The organism is Cryobacterium sp. M23 (assembly GCF_002929655.1).
GTDB classification, from domain to species: domain Bacteria; phylum Actinomycetota; class Actinomycetes; order Actinomycetales; family Microbacteriaceae; genus Cryobacterium; species Cryobacterium sandaracinum.
Genome location: NZ_PJJV01000063.1, coordinates 1 through 18,154, shown reverse-complemented (window position 1 = coordinate 18,154; position 18,154 = coordinate 1). Strand labels below are relative to the sequence as shown.

Sequence of the window (18,154 nt, the reverse complement as noted above, 5' to 3'; positions counted from 1 at the left end):
CTACTCGCGTCAGACCCACCCGAACGCGAAATTTATAAGATTGCATCCATTGATGCATTTATAGATAGGTGCATGAGTGACTAGGGTTGAGGCATGAGCTTCCTCCCGATGTCCCGCGGAGCCGCCAGGCCCCCCGCCGCGGCCCCCTCCGCCGTCGACCGGATCTACACGACCGTCGCCGACGCCATCATCTCCGGCACCTTGGCCGCAAGCTCGCTGATCACCGAGGGCGAAATTGCCGAGGCCCTCTCCACCAGCCGCACCCCCGTGCGGGAGGCCTTCCTCAAACTCCAGGCCCACGGGCTCCTGACGCTCTTCCCCAAGAAGGGCGCGGTCGTCACAGCCCTGGGCGACACGGAGACGGCCGAGCTGCTGCAGGTGCGCGTCATGCTGGAGAACACGGCGGTGACCCTGCTCAGCGAGCGGCCGGACGACATCCCGGGCGTCGACGCCGAGCTGCAGGACCTTATTCGGGTCCAGTCCGACGCCGCCCTGGCCGGCGACCTGCTCACGTTCGCCCGCGCCGACCACCGGTTCCATGCCCGCATCGTCGACGAGACGCATAACCGGGTCATCGACGGGATCTACACCCGGCTCGGCCCCAGGCTTGAGCGCCTCGTGCACCGGGCAGCCCTGCGCGACCCGCGCAACCTCGACCGTCTGGTGGCCGAACACCGAATCCTTGCCCACCACCTGCGCGGCGGCGACACCCTCGCCTACGAGGTCGCTCTGCGCCAGCACGTCGAAGACGGTCATCACGCGCAGCTGGCGCCCTGACCGTCCCCCACCTTCCCGCACCAGCTTTTCAGAAAAGACCCATGACTTTCCGCCGTACCGTTCCCGCCTGGCAGCTCGCCGCTCCTGCCCTGTTCGTCATGGCCTGGGGTGGGAACCACTTCACGCCCCTCCTGCACATGTACGAATCGCTCGGCCACTATTCCGTCGTCATGGCCGACCTCTTCCTCGGCTTCTACGTGGTGGGCCTGGTCCCCGGGCTGCTGCTCGCCGGCGCACTCTCAGACCGCTACGGGCGCAAACCCTTGACCCTGGCAGGCGTCGTCCTGGGAATTCTCGCCAGCATCCTGCTGGGTCTGGGATTCTCAAGCGGGATCATGCTCTCCGCCGGGCGCCTGCTGGCGGGGCTGAGCGTCGCCGTGGCGATGGCGGTGGGAACCGCGTGGCTCAAGGAACTGTCCAGCCCGCCGTTCGACAACCAGGCCGGCCGCACGGCAGGGACACGGCGGCCTTCACTCACCCTCACGGTCGGGTTCGGGCTCGGGGCCGGGGTGGCCGGAGTGCTCGCGCAGTGGGGGCCGATGCCGACCCTCTCCCCCTATGTCGTGCACATCGTGCTCAGCCTGCTTGTGCTCCCCCGCCTGCTGAGGGCCCCGGAGACCGTGCCGCGCTACCGGGCACACCGGCCCTTCTGGCAGGACCTGGCGGTTCCGCTGGCCGGACACCGCCGCTTCGTGCGCGTGATCATTCCGTCAGCTCCCTGGGTCTTCGGCGCCGCCGGCATCGCCTACGCGATCATGCCCACTCTGGTCCAGGACCAACTCGGCAGCCTCAACCTCGCCTACGCGACCCTGCTCACGGTCGTGACCCTCGGCACCGGCGCGCTCGTGCAACCGCAGGTGGCTCGGATCAACCGGGTCACCGATGGGCGTGCACTCATGGTCGGGATGTCCGTGATGCTGCTGGGAGTGGGTCTCAGCGTGGCCACGGCGATCGTGCTGTCCCCGGTGCTCGCGTTCCTCACGGCCGTCGTGCTCGGCGCCGCCTACGGTGTGAGCATCGTGGCCGGGCTCGTGGAGATCCAGAAGATCTCCACGGCGGCCGACCTGGCGGGCATCACCGGGGTCTACTACAGCCTCACCTACATCGGCTTCCTGCTGCCGGTCGCCTTCGCCTGGCTCAATGCCGTGGCCGGTTACCCGGTGCTTCTGAGCATTCTGTTCGTGGTCTGCGCGCTCTGCCTGGCCCTGGTGGCGAACGGGATGCGCCGGCGCGTCACCGAGTAGGCGGCACCTGGATTATCGTCATCCCATGCCCTATTCGCTCCGCCATCTCCTTCCCGCCGACGCCGCACCGGTGCTCGGACTCAACAACGCCGCTGTGCCTGCCGTCAACGCCCATGACGAGGCGAGCCTCTCCGCCCTGCTCGCGGCCAGCAGCCACGCCCTCGCGGTCGTGCACGACGACGCGCCGGGAGAGGTGCTCGGCTTCGCCGTGCTGTTCGGGGTCGACGCCGACTACGCGAGCGAGAACTACCGATGGTTCTCCGCCCGGTCGGAGTCCTTCCTCTACGTGGACCGCATCGTGGTGTCGGACCAGGCCCGCAACCAGGGTCTCGGCGCCCTGCTCTACACCGCGATTTTCGCGGCGGCCCGCGCGGCCGAGGTCGGCCAGGTCTTCTGCGAAGTGAACATCGCACCTCCGAACCCTCGGTCGCTGGCGTTCCACTCCCGGCTCGGCTTCGAGCCGATCGGCGAGCAGTCGACGAAGGGTGGCACCGTCGTGGTGTCCCTGCTGTCGGCTCCCGTCGGCGCGGGCGTACGCTGAGTCCATGACTGTCGACGGTCGCGCAATCCCACTCCCGGATTACCTCAACCACTGGGTGGCGACGCAGCGATGGTTCGCCGACAAGGGCCGTGTGCCGAGACTGGTCAGCATCGGGCGCTGGGTGCTTCCGTGCGAGGAAGCCGAGGTGGACATCCGCACTGAGCTCGTCTTCGATGCCGCAGCCCCGACCCGCACCCTTTACCAGTTGCCCCTGACCCAGCGGACCACTCCCCTCCCCGCAGGCGGGCAGGGCCTCATCGTCACCCTCGCCGACGGCAGCGCGGTCTACGACGGCACCGCCGACCCGGCCTACGGGCGCGCTCTGCTGGGTTTCATCCTGCGCCAGGCCTCCTCACCTGAGCCCGAAAACCTCGGCGCGCGGGCTCGCGGCGAACTCCACTCGAGCGCAGATCCCGCCGAACGGCCGGCCCGGGTTGTCGCCGGCCGCCTGCTGCGCGGAGAACAGTCGAACACCTCGATCATCCTGGACTGCATCGACGCCGCCGGGCGCCCGGCTCGTCCCGTCATCTGCAAGGTGTTCCGGATGCTGCATCCCGGCGAGAATCCGGACGTGTCCGTGCAATCGGCCCTGGCCCGGGCCGGCTCACACTTCGTGCCGGAACCGGTGGGCTGCGTGGTCGGCGAGTGGACCGAGCCGGAGCAACCGCGGGTCACCCTCACGGGCCATCTCGTCTTCGCCCAGGAGTTCCTGCCGGGCGCCCCGGATGCCTGGCGGGCCGCCCTGGCCTCTGCCGGGGCCGGGGAGGACTTCAGCGAACAGGCGCGGGCGCTGGGCGTGGCGACGGCAGCCGTGCACGCCGACCTGGCCGCCGTGATGCCCACTCACGACGCCACCCCCGCGGTCATCGCCGCCGAACTCGGCCGCATGCGCGAGCGCTACCGCAGCGCCGCCGCCGAGGTGCCCGCCCTGACCGGCTACGATACGGCCGTCGAGGCGATCTTCGAGCGGGCGGAGAGGGCTTGCTGGCCCCGGCTGCAGCGCATCCACGGCGATTTCCACCTCGGCCAGGCCCTCGAGGTCCCCGGCCGCGGCTGGGTGCTGGTGGATTTCGAGGGCGAACCGCTGCGCCCCCTCGTCGATCGCACCCAGCCGGATGTGCCGTTGAAGGACATCGCCGGGATGCTGCGGTCCTTCTCCTATGTGGCCGGCACGGTGGAGCGGTCCTCGCCCGGCGACCAGACGGCGTCGGCCGAAGCGTGGGCCGCGGCGTGCCAGCACGCGTTCCTCGACGGCTACACGCTGCGATCCGGCCAGAGCCTGGCCGGTCAGGAGCCCCTGCTCGACGCGTTCGAGCTGGACAAGGCCCTCTACGAGGCCGTCTACGAGACCCGCAACCGACCCTCCTGGCTGCCGATCCCGCTCGCGGCCATCCGCGGCCTCGTCCTGGAGGTCTCCGCCGGATTGCCGTGAGCGGCCGGAACGGCCGGTCAGCGCTTGAGCTCGGGGAATTGGTCGTCGCGCCACTCACCGGGGAGCCGGGTGTTCTCGGCGGCCGCGGCATCCTCGCGCATGCGCAGTTCCACCCGGCGGATCTTACCGGAACTGGTCTTGGGCAGCTCGTAGAACTCGACCCGCCGCACCCGCATGTACGGGGGCAGACCGGTGCGGGCGTGGCGCAGCACCGAGAGCGCCGTTTCGCCGTTGGACTCCCAGCCCGCCGCCAGGGCGATGTAGGCCTTGGCGATGTTCAGCCGGGTGTCGTCGGGCGCGGGCACGACGGCCGCCTCGGCCACGGCCGGGTGCTCCAGCAGCACGCTCTCGACCTCGAACGGGGAGACCTTGTAGTCGGAGGACTTGAAGATGTCGTCGGTGCGGCCGATGAACGTGATGTAGCCTTCGGCGTCGCGGCTGGCGACATCACCGGTGTGGAAGTAACCGTCCCGCACGGCCTCCCGCGTGCGTTCGGGATCCCCGTGGTAGCCGGCCATCAGGTTGACCGCGGTGCGGGACAGGTCGAGGCAGATCTCGCCCTCGTCGCTCTCCTCACCGGTGATGGGGTCGAGCAGCGTGATCGCGACGCCCGGCAGGGGCATCCCCATCGAACCGGCCAGAAGTGCGGAACCCGGGGCGTTGCCCACGATCGCCGTGGTCTCGGTCTGGCCGTAGCCATCCCGGATGGTGAGTCCCCAGGAACGCTGGATCTGGTGGATGACCTCCGGGTTGAGCGGCTCGCCGGCCGAGAGGATCTCGCGCAGGCCTATCGGCTTGGCGCCGACGTCGGATTGGATCAGCATGCGCCACACGGTCGGCGGGGCGCAGAAGGTGGTCACTTTCGCGCGGTGCAGCTGGTCGGCGAGGGCGAACGGGTCGAATCGGGCGTAGTTGTAGACGAAGACGGTGGCCTCGGCGATCCACGGGGCGAAGAAGCTGCTCCAGGCGTGCTTACCCCAGCCGGGCGAGCTGATGGCCAGGTGCACGTCGTCCGGGCAAAGTCCGATCCAGTACATGGTGGTCAGGTGCCCCACGGGATAGGACGTCTGGGTGTGCACCACCATCTTCGGCTTGCTGGTGGTGCCCGAGGTGAAGTAGATCAGGGACGCGTCGTCGGAGGACACGACCACGGCGGGCTTCTCGGCCGCGACGAGCGCGGCATCCGCGTAGTCGGCCCAGCCGGGGGTGGCCGCACCGACGCAGACGCGCGAGAAGTCGCCGGGCACCGCGTCGAACTTGGCGGCGTCGCCGGCGTTGGCGATGACGTGCTGCACACCGCCGCGCAGAACCCGGTCGGCCAGGTCGCCGGTCGCAAGCACAGTGGACGTGGGCAGGATGACCGCGCCCACTTTCATGATGGCGAGCATCAGCTCCCAGAGCTCGACCTGGTTGCCCAGCATCAGCATGACGTGGTCGCCGTGCCCGACGCCCCGGGAGATCAGCCAGGTGGCCACCTGGTCGGAGCGCGCCGACATCTCACTGAAGGTCACCGTCAGTTCGCGGCCATCCTCCTCCACGATCCACAGGGCGGTCTTGTCGTTGCCCGCGGCGATGACGTCGAACCAGTCGACAGCCCAGTTGAAGTTCGCCCCCACATCCGGCCACTCGAACTCGGCCTGGGCGCGCGCATGATCGTCTCGCAGCTGCAGAAGGTGGTCGCGCGCGCCTCGAAAGGCGGTGGTGCTCTGGGGGGTGGTCATCCGACCCATCTTCCTCGGTTCAAATGCCCGAAACGGAATACGACACCCGGCCGCGGGGCCGGCAGGTCCCGCAGGTCCCGCAGCTCGGCGCCGTTCGGGCCGAGCAGCGCGAAGATCTTCCTCGGCGTGATGAAGCGCTTCAGGGAATGGCGCGGATCGCGTCCACCAGGGCGGCGAAGCGGGCGTTGCCGGGCAGGTCGTCGATGAGCACGGACTTTCCGTCGGGGCCGGCCAGCGGGATGCGCCAGTTCGGGTACTCGTTCGAGGTCCCGGGCTGGTTCTGGGTCCGGCGCTCACCGACCGCATCCACCAGAGCCACGCCAAGGAGCGACGAGGGCGTCAGCGCGGTGTACGCGTAGAGCGCCTCAACCGTCTCCTGCACGGTCGGGGCTGGCTCGGTGCCGAGCGGCGGCAGCAGGCCGCGTTCGCGAAGCGCGGCCAGCATGGCGGACTGCTCGGCAAGGTCCGCGGTGCGCTCTTCCTCGACCGATCGCCCGAGCAGACCGAGCGACTCGCGCAGGGCCACGTGGTCGCCGGCGAGATAGCCGGCCGTCGGAGGCAGATCGTGGGTGTTCACACTGGTCAGGCAGGCCTGGCGGTACCGTTCGGGGGCCAGCGGCACGCCGTTGACTCGTTCGAACCAGAGGATCGAGGTTCCGAAGATGCCGCGTTCGGCGAGGTAGTCGCGCACCCAGGGCTCGAAGACGCCGAGGTCTTCGCCGATCACCACCGCGCCGGCGCGCTGGGCCTCGAGGGCCAGGATGCCGATGAGTGCCTCGTGGTCGTAGTGCACGTAGGTGCCCTCTCCCGGTCCGGCGCCGACCGGGATCCACCACAGGCGGAACAGACCCAGAATGTGATCCACCCGGATGCCGCCGGCGTGGTGCAGGATGCTGCGGAGCATGTCCCGGTAGGCGACGTAGCCCGACTCGGCCAGCCGGCCGGGGTGCCACGGCGGCTGCGACCAGTTCTGGCCCTGCTGGTTGAACATGTCCGGCGGGGCGCCCACGGTCATGCCCGGGGCGAGAACGCCCTGCAGGGTCCAGGCGTCGGACCCGGTGAACTGCACCCCGACCGCGAGGTCGTGCACGATGCCGATGGCCATTCCGGCATCCGTCGCCGCGCGTTGAGCGGTCTCCAACTGCTGGTCGCAGAGCCACTGGAGCCAGCTGTGGAATTCAATGCGGTCCGCGAGCTGCTCCCGGTGCTCGGCGGCGAAGGGACCGCGGGGGCCGCGCGGCTCGATCGACCATTCCGGTGCATCCGCCGGGAACAGCTCGGCCAGGGCGCACCAGAGCGCGAAGTCGACCAGACCCTGACCCTGCTCGGCGCAGAATTCCTCGAACCGGTGAACACGGGAGGGGCTCGGCCGCACCTCGTGCACGGCTTCCAGCGCGGTCAGTTTGGCGGCGTAGGCGCAGTCGCGGTCGAGGTGGTCCGCCTCCAGGTTGGCCGAGTGCTGCCGGTCAGCGAGGGACTCGACAACGGCTCGTGCCGCCGGGGCGAGGTAGGCGTATTCGGGCACGTCCTCGACCCGGATGTACAGCGGGTGGAAAAAGCGCCGGCTCGACGGCAGGTAGGGGGAGGGCTCGACCGGCGGGGCAGGCTCGGACGCGTGCAGCGGATTGACCAGGACGAAGTCGGCTCCGTACTGGGAGCCGGAGATGGCGGCCAGGTCGGCAAGGTCGGCGAAGTCGCCGATCCCCCAGCTCCGGGAGGAGCGCACCGAGTAGAGCTGGGCCATCAGACCCCAGTCGCGATGCCCGGTCAGGTTGCGGGTGGTCTCGAGCCGGGGCGGGGTCACGACGAGGCCGCAGCGCGCCGTGTGGTCTCCGCTCTCTGCGTGCAGGGTATGCCAGCCCAGAGGCAGGCCGGCCGGAATCTGGAACATCGCCCGGCTCGTCGGCCGACCGTCGACGGTGCGGGGTTTCTCCCAGAGCCCCGTCTGCAACACCTCGTGCCGGGTGCCGTCCTCGGCGACGATCCAGACGAGGGCCGTCGAACCTGCGCCGGCGTGCACGGGCACCTCGGCCTCGCCGCCCTCGCGGAGCACCACGACGGGAGGCAGGAGCCGGCGCCAGGGCGCGAGGCTCTGCTCGGTCAGGGCCGCATCAACCTCGGCGGGCGTGCCGGCGGGAACGCCGAGGGCACCCAGGACCTCACGCAGGGTGCCGACGTCGACCGCCCGTGAAGCACCGTCCCAGCCCGTGAAAGAGGTGTCAACCCCGAGTGATCGTGCCAGTTCCAGCAGCGCCGCCGCAGCACGGTCGGTTGGTTCGAGTTCCATGGGACCACTCTAGATCCGGACCGGTCCCGGACCCGCGCCGGACCCCGCCGGCTCTACCTGCCGAAGCGCAGGACGAAGGCCTTCATCAGGTTGGCCGGCTCGGTGACGATGGATGCGTCGATCGCCGCGATGACGTCGTCCAGGGCGTCGGGATCGAAGTAGCCGTACTCGCGGTAGATGCGGATGCGGGTCAGGATGCCGGCGTTGGTCAGTTCCGGATGGAATTGCGTCGCGTAGACGTTGTTGCCGACCCGGAACGCCTGCACGGGACAGTTCTGCCCGGTCGCCAGCAGGACGGCGCCGGGCGGCAGCTCTGAACAGGCCTCTTTGTGCCCGACGAAGGCCTGGAAGGTGGGCACGAGCGCGGCGAACAGCTGGTCGGCTGCGCCTGCCTCGGTGAGGGAGATCCAGGTCGGCCCGGCCTCCTCGGACCAGGTGCGGTCGAGCCTGCCGCTCAGATGACTGGTGAGCAGTCCGACGCCGTAGCAGGCACCGAGGAAGGGGAAGTCCCGGGCCAGCACCTGGTCGAGGAGGGCGGCCAAATCGGCCTCGACGCGGCGTTGCACGGACGACTTGACCTCGGCGGAATCGCTCGCGTTGAAGGGGCTGCCGCCCACGATGATGCCCGAGTATCCGTTCAGGTCGATCGGCGGCATCGGCGCAGCCTCGAGCCGCACCCGGTGGAGCTGGTCGGGTTCCAGATCGCCGGCCGCGAGGAAGCCGGCGTACTCGTCATCGGCGGCTTCGTCCTCAGAACGGGTGGCGAGCAGCAGGAAGGGCTTCACAGCATCATCGTAGTGGCGGGCCTCGGTAGACGCGGCTCCGGCTTCGACCTGGCTGTGAGCGCGTCGAAGACCTGGTCTCCCCCTGCACCAGGAGCTGCTGCATCTGCGCGGCGTCGAATGCGAACCCCACCACCGACCTATGCGGGTGCGCCGGCGATGTTGACCATCCAGCTCACGCCGAATTTATCGACGCACATGCCGAAGCTGTCGCCCCACGGCGACGGCTCGAGCGGCATGACGACGGTGCCCCCGGCCGCGAGCTTGTCCCAGTAGCCGCGCAGCACCGGTTCGTCGTCGCCGCTGAGCGACACGGAATAGTTGGTGCCCGGACGGTATTCCATCCGGTTCGGAGTGTCGGAAGCCATCAGCACCAGGCCGTCGTCGGTGGTCAGCATGGCGTGCATGATCTTGTTCTGCTCAGCCTTGTCGTCGCTCGCCTCGAACTCGGCGAACGTGCTCAGCGTCAGCTCGCCGCCGAACACCGTCCGGTAGAACTCCATCGCTTCCCGGGTCGTATCCCGGAACCCCAGGTAGGGATTGAGTTGGGTCGTCATGGTGGAGCCTCTTTCTATCATGGGGCGAATGCTCCGATTATCGGCCCAACCCCGCGCCAGCACGAGGCGTGCGGGGAAGTCTTCTACGCTGGGACCATGGACTCCCCCAGGGCCGCCCTGCTGCGGCCGATTCTCACCCTCACCATCAACCCCGCTCTCGACGTGAGCACGTCAACCGAGCACGTGGTCAGCGAGCACAAGATGCGCTGCGGCCGGTCCCGCCTCGACCCGGGCGGCGGCGGCGTGAACGTGGCTCGGGTAGTGCAACGTCTCGGCGGGCAGGCCCTGGCCGTGTACACCGCGGGCGGCCCCACCGGGGAGGCCTTCCGCCGGCTGATCGAAGCCGAACGCATCCCGACCATCGCGGTGCCGATCCACGGCAGCACCCGCGAGAGCTTCACCGTCGACGAGTCGGGCACCGGCAAGCAGTTCCGTTTCGTGCTGGAAGGCCCCGAGCTCAGTGAAACCGAGTGGCGGGCCTGTCTCGCGGTCGTCGGAGAGTCGATTCCGGTCGGCGGCTATGTGGTCGCCAGCGGCAGCCTGCCGCCGGGAGTCCCGGATGATTTCTACGCCCGGGTCACCCGTCTGACGCACGGGCGCGACGCCCGCTGCATCGTGGACACGTCCGGTCCCGCGCTCGCGGCCGCGCTCGACGAGGGGGTCTACCTGGTCAAACCGAGCGGGCGTGAGCTGGGAGAGCTCGTCGGCGCAACCCTCGACACCGAACAGAGCAAGATCGACGCGGCCGCCGAGCTCGTCGCCCGCGGGTCCGCGGAAGTCGTCGCGCTGACGCTCGGCGGAGCGGGAGCCGTGCTCGCCTCGGCGAGCGGGATCATCCGTCTGGGGGTGCCGCAGGTCACAGTGCAGAGCACCGTCGGGGCCGGCGACAGCTTTCTCGGTGCGTTCGTGCTGCGGATCGCGCAGGGGTTCCCGGTGGACCGGGCGTTCCGGGCCGCCGTCGCCGCCGGCAGCGCCACCGCGATGACACCGGCCACGGAACTCTGCCACCGGGTCGATGTGGAACGCCTGGAGGCCGAACTGGTGGCACTCGCGTGAAGCTCACCGACATTGACCCGCCCAGCCGCAGCTTTTCCCGGTGGCTCACCGACGAAGAGGTGGGGCAGGTGCTCGCCTCCAGCCGCGGCTGGAGGCTTGCGCCGGACGGCGGCGTGATGGCCGGCAAGATTCGCAAGACCCGGATCGCGCCGTCTCTGACCGCGCTCGGCGCCACCGCGGCCGCCGAGCGGTGGATCAGCCGCGCGGCGGTGCCCGGCAGGGACGGCAGCGGCCCGACGCACATCATGTGGGGTATCTTCAACGCCCGAACGGACGCCGAGATCGCGGCTAAAGTCGATTCATGACCGCTGACGCTGCCACCGGCACCCGCACCCCCCGCACCTCGATCCCCCGCTTGATCGGCCGATTGGCTCTGGGAGCGTTCCTGCTCTTCGCCGGGATCAGCCACCTCGCCTGGAACCGTGAGGCGTTCCTCGCCCAGGTGCCCACCTGGTTGCCGCTTGAGGGTGATTTCGTCGTGGTTGCGTCGGGCCTGGTCGAGATCGCTCTGGGCCTGTCCCTGCTGCTGCTGGCCAGGCGCAAGGTGCAGGTGGGTTGGGTCGTGGCCCTGTTCTTCCTGGCAATCTTCCCCGGCAACATCTCCCAGTTCGTCACGGCCACCGATTCGCTCGGCCTGGATTCGGACCTGTCCCGTGGCATCCGCCTGCTCTTCCAGCCGGTGCTCGTGGCGTGGGCGCTGTGGTCGACCGGTGCGTGGCGCGCCTGGCGGGCACGCCGTGCAGCGTAAGTGATACCCCATGGGGTATGTTGGGCGGACGAGTTCAACGAAAGGGTTCAACGGATGTGCCGTCAAGTTACGTGTAAGAAGTGTGGAAAAACGACCTGGGCCGGGTGCGGCCAGCACGTCGACCAGGTGATGCGAGGCGTTCCGGGTGCACAGCGGTGCCGCGGACACGAGAAAGACGCCCCGACCCCCGGCTTCTTCGCGCGGCTCTTCTCCCGCAGCTGAGTCCGGAGTCAGTAGTCGCTGGCGGACAGGTCGGTCGCGGCGTCGTGCTTGAGCTTCAAAAGGGCGAGGTCGATGTGCAGAAACACCTCGGTGCGGGCCTCCCGCCGGGCCTCGTAATCGGGGTCATGCCAGTCGATGTTCAGCCTGATCAGGCGTGACGACACCGCGTCACTGACCTCGTCGCTGGCGGCCCGCTGGGCCCGCCGCACGAGACGCGCGACCTTGTCGTCGTCGGCGGCCACGGCCTCGAGGGCCTCGGCGAGCTTCTCGTGCACGCGTCGGCGCAGTTTGAGCTGAATGATGTCGCGGCGCTGGTCTTCCGTGAGATCGGAGGTCCACCGTGACCTGGTCAGCTCTGTGCGCAGGTCCTTGACCCGGCGGGCGTACTGCTCGTTCTGCCGGGTGAGCAGGTGCAGCTCGTGCCGGGCGGTCGCCGCGTAGCGTTCCGGATCGTAGTCGGTGTGATCACCGAGAGCGCCCACGATGATGTCGTTCTTCACCGCCATCCGGACGGCGGAAAGCGCGATCTTGAGCCCCTCGTCGACGATCACCTTAATTGCGGCCACGCCACAAAATCTTACTGTGCGGGCCTGCCGAAATCAGGGCTCCCCCTGTCGCGGTAGGGCCCTGCGCGGAGCTTAACGCGAGCGCACCGGCGACGAGAGCGGCGTGATGTAGGAGAACCCGGTGCTGTTGTTCTTGGTCATCGAGAGCACCAGCTCCATGTGCGGCTCAAGCGCGGTGACCTTGTCGAGCGGGGAACCGATGATGAGCTGGAAGCCCAGCCCCTTCCACGCCGACACGGCACGGCCGGCGAACTCGGAGTCCGATTTCACGAAGCCCTCATCGAGGAAGACCGGCGCGAAACGCGGGCGGGTGCGACTCTCGTCGCCGAGCTGGAACCGCAGGGCGGCTCCCACGACGAACGCCACCAGTTCCTGGGACTCGCCACCGCTCTTGCCGCCGAGCGACGAGTAGGTGCTGACTTCCACGCCCTCCGGGGTGGTGCGCACGGCGGTGATCTCCACGTGCCGACGCACGTCGAGCAGCAGATCGCGCTGGGATTCCTGGCGCGGACCGTCGGCGGACTTGCGGATCAGGTTCATGAACGCCTGCAACCGGGTGAACCGGCTTTCGGTCTGCTCGTCGGTGAAGGCATCCGTGGATCCGGAGGACAGCACCTTGAGTTCCGTGCGAAAGGCGGTGGCGTCGTCGCGGTGGAGGCGACGCAACGCGATCTTGAGGCGGTCGCGCCCGGCTCCGAACGGCAGTGTGGTGAGGATCTCGTTGATGGGACGGAGACGATCTTCGATTTCCTCGATGGAGGAGGTGAATGCCCCGACCAGGGGAACCAGGTCCTGGCCGCTCCAGAGCGCGAGGCGGCGCTTCCACTCCTGGCGCCGATCGTGCAAGCCGAGTGTGTAGACGGCGTCAAGGATGTCCCGGTAGCTCGGGTAGGAATCGAGCGAGACGCCGATGTTCGGGTCGGGCCAGCGGCTCTGAAAGGTCTCGAAGATGCCGATCAGGGTGTTGCGGGCGCCCGCGGCGCTGTCCCGGTCCTGGCTGGACTGCTCGGTGAGGCGCTCGCGCAGCCGCCTGATGGCCCCGTCGAACGCGTCGAGGTCGTGCTGGTCGGCGACAGCCGCGAACTGGGCGTCGAGGTGGGTGGCGTGCTCCTCCGACAGGGACAGCGCGGCCTCCGGGTCACCGTCGATGCGGTCGAGGCGGCTGCTCACCGCATCCTGCCGGTCCACGAAGCGGCCCTGCTCGGCGACGAGGGCCTGCAGGGCAACCTCCGTGGCGTGCTTCAGCTTCTGGGCTGTTTCCAGTTCGGCGGCCAGACGCTCTTCCTCGTCTTTCAGGACGCGCAGCACGTCACTGTCGGCGAGCACGCGCTCGCGCTCGGCCACCTTGTCAGTGATGCGGACATCCGCGGCTTGCACGTCGATGGCCGGCCAGGCCGCGTCGACGACGAACTGGTGTGCGGCCCTGCGGGCCCGGAGGTCGGCGAGACTCGCCCCATGCGCAAAGGCTTCACGCGCCAGGCTGTCGGCCTCCAGCCGCAGGCGGGCCAGCTCCTCGTCGATGTCGTGCAGGCGGGTGCGGCTGGAGAAGCCGATGATCGACTTCTGGTCGCTGTTCCAGCCATGGGCGCCGCGGGAACCGTTGCGGGTCTGCCCACTCGGGGTGACCCTCGGGCCGTCCCCGACGAGGTCGGCGGCCGTGGCGACGCACTCCGCGTCGAGGTTCGCGGCCTGTACCCGGTCCCGCACCCAGCCACTGAAGGGCGAGTCCTTGAAGACGAGCTTTCCCGACACGAAGCGCGGGTCACCGTCGATCTGCTCGTGCGAGCGCAGCGGCACCCCGTCGAAGTGGATGCGCACGGGGATGCGGAGCGGGTCGATGGCCAGGCTGAGCGCGCGCAGACGAGTCTCGTCGACGAGCAGGACGCGCACGACGGAGGCCAAGGTGACCTCGGCCGCCTGGCGCCAGGCGTCCTCGCCGGGGGCCAGATCGATCAGTTCGGCGAGGAAGGGCAGCTCCTCGGCGGGGATGCCCGACGCCTCGGCGATCAGCAGGCGTGCGCTGTGCAGGTGCTGGGGAACCAGACTCGCCCGCCCGGACAGGAATTGGTGCTCCTGCCCCAGGGTGCGGAGGTTCTCCTCGACCGGATAGGCCGTGCGTTGCAGCGCGCTTCTCTTGTTCTCGAGGTCGGTCTCGGCAGTGGGAAAGCCGGACAGGAACCCGTCGGCCGCGGCGCGGGCCCGATCGAAGTCGTCGCCGGAGTCGATGGAGAGGCCGAGAGGCCGGATGCGCTCGTCGAACTTGGAGCGCTCGGCGGCCACGTCGTCGCGTTTGTCGGTGAGCTGGCCAAGCTCGTTCTGCAGGCTGACGAGCACGTCGCCGCCGTTGTCACGCTGCTGGCGCTGCAGGTCGGCGACGCGCGCTTTCAACGCGGTCTCGGCATCGCGGGCCGTCGTGGAGCGAAGCTGGGTGTCGCGCCGCTGCACCCGGTTGACGTCGGCGGCTTCCTCGAGCAGGCTCTGCTCCGTGCGGAGCTGCCACAGCACGAACGGCGTGTCGCCGGAGCGGTGCACGCCGAAGGTGTCGATCAGGTCGGCCTTATCGGTCGCCGTCTCGTAGACGCGGTGCAGGACGGGCAGGCGTTCCAGCACCTTGGCCTTCTGCGCCTCGGCGACCATGGCGCCGTAGGACCGTTCGAGGTCTTCGAAGTGGGCGACGGCCTTGTCGGCGGCCGCGTAGGTGGACGGTTCCTCAAGCACCATCGACTTGTAGAGCCCGTCGACCGTCTTGACCTGCTGGCCGGCCTGGATGCGTGCGAGCAGCCGGAGCGCCTTGCCGCCCTCGCCGTTGGCGCCGATGCCCAGGCGGGTGTACAGGGTCTGGGCGAACGCCGCATAGGTGTCGAAGACATCCAGTCCGGGGAACCGGGATTTGAGGGCGCGCTTGTCGAACCGGGACTCGGTCACCTCGGCCAGGTCGCGCAGGTCGAGGTATCCGTCGATCGTGGCCATCTTCATGGTGATGTCGGCGAACCGGGTGCCGCCACGGGGCACGAAGTAGGCCCGCAACACGGTGAAACGGCGCTGGTTGTCGTCGATGAAGGTCATCGACACGGCACCCCAGGTGGACTCGTGGGCACCGCGGAGCACCTGGTCCTGCAACTCCCCCGTGCCGGCCTCCCGGTTGGCGTCGGTCTTGCCCTTGAGGTAGGTCATCAGGCTGCGCTGGTCGGCGCTGCGCGCCCGCCCGGAACCGGCGTCGTTGGAGGCGCCGTTGAAGGGGGTGTCCGACGGCATCATCAGGGCGAGGTAGGCGTCGAGCAGGCTGCTCTTGCCGGTTCCGGACGCGCCGGACACCAGGGTGGCGCTGGGCGCGAAAGCAACCTCGTGGTGGCCCTGAAAGCCGCCCCAGTTCACCATCTGGAACGACTCGGCGCGCCACTGCGTGGTGCCTTCGGTGAGGCCGTCGACATAGAAGAGCGGGGAATCGTTCATGACAGGGCCTCCGGCAGGGCTTCGGACAGGAGAGGCAGATCGTCAAGATCGGTGGCTTCCGGGCCGGGATCAGCGTTCTGGGTGACCAGCCACTCCAGCAGTTCGCTCAGCCGTTCCACCGGCAGCAGCACCTCGATCACGGCGGAGATGCGGAATCGGTCGGGGTCGCTGGTCTTCAGCAGCACCCGCGCCTTCGCGAGGCTGTCGACGGCGGCCGTGGCCTTTCGGGCGTCGCCCCAGCGGTCGGTGGCGTGTTCGGGCCGGAAATGGCCGACGTTCTCCACCAGGTTGTCGCGGTCCACGATAACGATGTCGTGGCCGTTGGCACGCTCGCTGCGGAACCGCTGCCGCAGCAGCACGAGCAGAATGGTCTCCTCCCGCGTGTAGGACACGTCGTGCAGCAGGGTCGGGAACCGGTCTCCGCCCTCGGCGACCGCCTGCCGTTTGAATGCCACCTCGTAGTGCAGGTCGACATGCAGATCGAGGAACATGTCGTTCAGGCGCGATTTGAGCAGGCTCTGGGAGCGCAGCAGCGTCTGCCATTCGGCCGGCTGCAGCGCGGCGGAGATGTAGCGGTGCTTCAGCAGCAGCACCAGGGTGCGACGCTGCTCCACGGTGAGTCCGCCCTCGTCGCCCTCGAAGAGGGAAAAGCTGGGCGAATCGATGTCGGGGTGCTCGGCGGTGGGCTCGTCAGTCATTGTCGGATCCGTAGTTCAGGGCGGACAGCGCCGCAGTTTCGTCGTCGCTGAGCATGATTCGGGGCACCTCGAAGCTGCGGGTGGAGCCGTCGGGTCGCACGGTTTCGAAGCGTTCGAGCGTCTGGGACCGGCTGACCGCATCGATCTGGGTGGCGATCTGAAGCATCCCCAGGATCTCGACCGGGCGGCGCAGGGTGACGTCGAGATCGTTGAAGGCGTCACCGACGGATGCGGCGTCGCCTTGGTTGAAGGCCGTCACGATCGCGTCGCGCAGCTCCCCCAGCAGCGGGCCGCCCTGCGTGCGCATCTCGTCGAGACTCGGTGGCGGCGGGGCATCGTCGGAGACATCCTGCAGCTCGGGCGGCGCGCGGTGGGCGCCCGGGTCGTAGAAGCGTTCGCGGAGGTGCGGGGCGTCGAGGGTTCCCGGCATGAGTTCGGCGGTGACCGTGGAGCGGGGCCCGGCGGTCTGCATCCAGGTCGCGAGTTCCTTGTTGATCTCGCGCAGCAGGCGTTCGAGTTCGCGGTCCTTGACCACGTCGTGGTTGACGATGTGCTCGCGCAGGGTGGTCGTCAGCCCGTTGCGTTGGGTGAGCACGTCGTCGATGCCCTTGCGGATCAGGCGCACGGTGCCCATGAAGCTGCGGCGGTCGGTGGCGCTGAGCTCGAGGGCGAACGGATGCAGCAGGATCGTCTCCAGGTCGTCCCCCAGCTCCCGCAGCAGGTCGTCGTTGCGCAGCAGGGTGAAGGCCCCCTCGAAGGCGCGACCTTCCGGGGTCGAGGTCATCAGGGCATCCGTTTTCGCGAGGTACTCGTCGAGTACCTCGCTGATCGGGCGTTCCTCACCGCGGAAATCGTTGACGATCTGCCGGTGCATGGCGGCGACGGATTCCTCGACGCGTTTGAAATCGCTGGGCAGCTGGCCGATCAGGTCGACCAGGTCGGCGTAGCCCTCACGCATCTGCTCGTTCGAGACGGGCGCGATCTCGCCGCCGGCTGCGAGGCGGTCGCGCTCGGCGGCGTTCTCGGCGATCGCCCGGTCGAGGCGACGAATGCGCTCCTCCCGATCAGGGTTGGCCTGCGTGGCGCGGTGATGCACCGTGTCGACGATCGTGGTGAGACGGGATTCGCTGATCAAAGCCCGATCGCGGGACAGGCTCTCGACCAGGAGCAGCGCCTCGAGTGCGTGCGAGGTGAGCGAGTAGTGTTCTTCGTCGCCCTCCCCCGTTTCGCGGAAGAGCCACTGGTCGTTCATCCACTGCACGCAGAGAGCCCGACCGGTCTTGCCCGGCACATCGCTGCCGACCGAGCGCAGGTCGGCAAGGTAGGCGTCGACCTGAATGTGCAGCAGATCGGCCCGCACGCTGCGCCGGTCGCGGCTGAAGGAGGACTTGAACACGAAGAGCACGAACGGCGCCCACTTCCGGTCCAGCAGGCGCAGGGTGGGTTTGTCGAAGGCTTCGCGCACCCGCGCCAGTTCACCCGCAAGCTCGCTCATATAGAAGTTCCTTCCCGGGCCTCCTCAAGGGTAACGGTCCTCGCGTGCGGGCCGACACGCGGGCAGGCGCTCGTGGCGCGTGTGAGACTGTCAGGACAAGCTGAAGGAGCGACACGTGACCGACCCGCGCGCGAACATGGAGGGCAACAACCTGCTCAATCTCGGTGCGCCCCACCTGGACTGGTCGAAGACGCCCGGCCGGGTGCCGGGTTTCTGGGTGTCGGTCGTCAGCGTCGTCCTCGCGGTGCTGCTGCCGTTTCCCGCGCTGTTCGTTGCCCTGATCGGGCTTTCCCTTTCACTGCGGGCTTTCAGTGTGATCCCGGCCGGCGCCCGAGGGCGAGGGCTGGTGCTCGCGTCGCTGGCCCTGTCGGGAGTCGCGATTCTGGCTGTCGTCGTGCGGCTGGTTCTGGTCTTCGTCTAGCCGTCGTGTTCCAGCCGTCGTGTTCCAGCCGTCGTGTTCCTCTCCGCGTCCTGAACGAATTCGACGGAGATTCTGGCTCTCCTGCTTCATCCGTGGGTGTTGCGGAGCGCCTTAACGGCCGCACGCCGCTTCCTGTCTAGGTTTCTGACTGTCT

The 18,154-nt window shown here is 68.7% G+C and carries 16 protein-coding genes; 8 read left to right on the top strand and 8 right to left on the bottom strand.

Annotated features, from left to right (window positions below; all coding sequences use genetic code 11):
- Window positions 1-93 precede the first annotated feature (93 nt).
- Genes CXY82_RS06215 through CXY82_RS06200 form a run of 4 tightly spaced genes read left to right on the top strand, consistent with a single transcriptional unit; the run spans window position 94 to window position 3,994 of the window.
- A complete protein-coding gene (locus CXY82_RS06215) occupies window positions 94-777 on the top strand; it encodes a GntR family transcriptional regulator (RefSeq protein ID WP_104170148.1) in 684 nt (227 codons plus the stop codon).
- Between the two features lie 41 nt (window positions 778-818).
- The gene (locus CXY82_RS06210) at window positions 819-2,021 is read left to right on the top strand and encodes an MFS transporter (RefSeq protein WP_104170147.1); all 1,203 of its coding nucleotides are present in this window, start codon (window positions 819-821) and stop codon (window positions 2,019-2,021) included.
- A gap of 25 nt (window positions 2,022-2,046) precedes the next feature.
- Entirely contained in the window at window positions 2,047-2,562 is a 516-nt protein-coding gene (locus CXY82_RS06205; protein WP_104101418.1) for a GNAT family N-acetyltransferase, read from the top strand.
- Window positions 2,563-2,566: 4 nt separating this feature from the next.
- Complete coding sequence (locus CXY82_RS06200) at window positions 2,567-3,994, top strand: phosphotransferase (RefSeq protein ID WP_104170146.1); 1,428 nt, start codon at window positions 2,567-2,569, stop codon at window positions 3,992-3,994.
- Window positions 3,995-4,011: 17 nt separating this feature from the next.
- Here the strand turns inward: CXY82_RS06200 and CXY82_RS06195 are convergent, their stop codons facing one another.
- The 4 genes from CXY82_RS06195 to CXY82_RS06180 form a co-directional block, all read right to left on the bottom strand.
- Window positions 4,012-5,715: an AMP-binding protein gene (locus CXY82_RS06195; RefSeq protein WP_104170145.1), complete on the bottom strand. Its 1,704-nt coding sequence runs from the start codon at window positions 5,713-5,715 to the stop codon at window positions 4,012-4,014.
- A gap of 139 nt (window positions 5,716-5,854) precedes the next feature.
- Window positions 5,855-8,002 carry a 4-alpha-glucanotransferase gene (malQ, locus tag CXY82_RS06190; protein ID WP_104170144.1) on the bottom strand — a complete coding sequence of 716 codons (2,148 nt, stop codon included), beginning with the start codon at window positions 8,000-8,002 and terminating at the stop codon, window positions 5,855-5,857.
- Window positions 8,003-8,055: 53 nt separating this feature from the next.
- Window positions 8,056-8,787, bottom strand: coding sequence for a glutamine amidotransferase (locus CXY82_RS06185; RefSeq protein WP_104170143.1), 732 nt, complete (start codon window positions 8,785-8,787; stop codon window positions 8,056-8,058).
- A gap of 137 nt (window positions 8,788-8,924) precedes the next feature.
- Window positions 8,925-9,341 carry a VOC family protein gene (locus tag CXY82_RS06180; protein ID WP_104170142.1) on the bottom strand — a complete coding sequence of 139 codons (417 nt, stop codon included), beginning with the start codon at window positions 9,339-9,341 and terminating at the stop codon, window positions 8,925-8,927.
- Window positions 9,342-9,437: 96 nt separating this feature from the next.
- On the opposite strand from CXY82_RS06180, the gene CXY82_RS06175 reads away from it, so the two are divergent.
- The 3 genes from CXY82_RS06175 to CXY82_RS06165 are packed head-to-tail and all read left to right on the top strand — an operon-like array spanning window position 9,438 to window position 11,145.
- Complete coding sequence (locus CXY82_RS06175) at window positions 9,438-10,397, top strand: 1-phosphofructokinase family hexose kinase (protein ID WP_199180890.1); 960 nt, start codon at window positions 9,438-9,440, stop codon at window positions 10,395-10,397.
- Window positions 10,394-10,702 carry a hypothetical protein gene (locus CXY82_RS06170; RefSeq protein ID WP_104170141.1) on the top strand — a complete coding sequence of 103 codons (309 nt, stop codon included), beginning with the start codon at window positions 10,394-10,396 and terminating at the stop codon, window positions 10,700-10,702. Before CXY82_RS06175 ends, CXY82_RS06170 begins: the two co-directional genes overlap by 4 nt.
- Entirely contained in the window at window positions 10,699-11,145 is a 447-nt protein-coding gene (locus tag CXY82_RS06165) for a hypothetical protein (RefSeq protein ID WP_104170140.1), read from the top strand. The genes CXY82_RS06170 and CXY82_RS06165 overlap by 4 nt, the downstream gene beginning before the upstream one ends.
- A gap of 230 nt (window positions 11,146-11,375) precedes the next feature.
- Here the strand turns inward: CXY82_RS06165 and CXY82_RS06160 are convergent, their stop codons facing one another.
- The 4 genes from CXY82_RS06160 to CXY82_RS06145 all read right to left on the bottom strand — a co-directional run bounded on the left by CXY82_RS06160 (window position 11,376) and on the right by CXY82_RS06145 (window position 17,579).
- On the bottom strand, window positions 11,376-11,933 hold the full coding sequence (locus CXY82_RS06160; protein WP_104170139.1) for a hypothetical protein: 558 nt from the start codon (window positions 11,931-11,933) through the stop codon (window positions 11,376-11,378).
- Between the two features lie 72 nt (window positions 11,934-12,005).
- Entirely contained in the window at window positions 12,006-15,386 is a 3,381-nt protein-coding gene (locus CXY82_RS06155; RefSeq protein ID WP_104170138.1) for an ATP-binding protein, read from the bottom strand.
- Window positions 15,383-16,084, bottom strand: coding sequence for a DUF4194 domain-containing protein (locus CXY82_RS06150; RefSeq protein ID WP_104170137.1), 702 nt, complete (start codon window positions 16,082-16,084; stop codon window positions 15,383-15,385). The genes CXY82_RS06155 and CXY82_RS06150 overlap by 4 nt, the downstream gene beginning before the upstream one ends.
- The gene (locus CXY82_RS06145; protein WP_104170136.1) at window positions 16,077-17,579 is read right to left on the bottom strand and encodes a DUF3375 domain-containing protein; all 1,503 of its coding nucleotides are present in this window, start codon (window positions 17,577-17,579) and stop codon (window positions 16,077-16,079) included. Before CXY82_RS06145 ends, CXY82_RS06150 begins: the two co-directional genes overlap by 8 nt.
- Window positions 17,580-17,694: 115 nt before the next feature.
- Between CXY82_RS06145 and CXY82_RS06140 the strand changes: the two genes are divergently transcribed.
- The gene (locus tag CXY82_RS06140; RefSeq protein ID WP_104101449.1) at window positions 17,695-18,000 is read left to right on the top strand and encodes a hypothetical protein; all 306 of its coding nucleotides are present in this window, start codon (window positions 17,695-17,697) and stop codon (window positions 17,998-18,000) included.
- The last annotated feature ends 154 nt before the right edge of the window (window positions 18,001-18,154 follow it).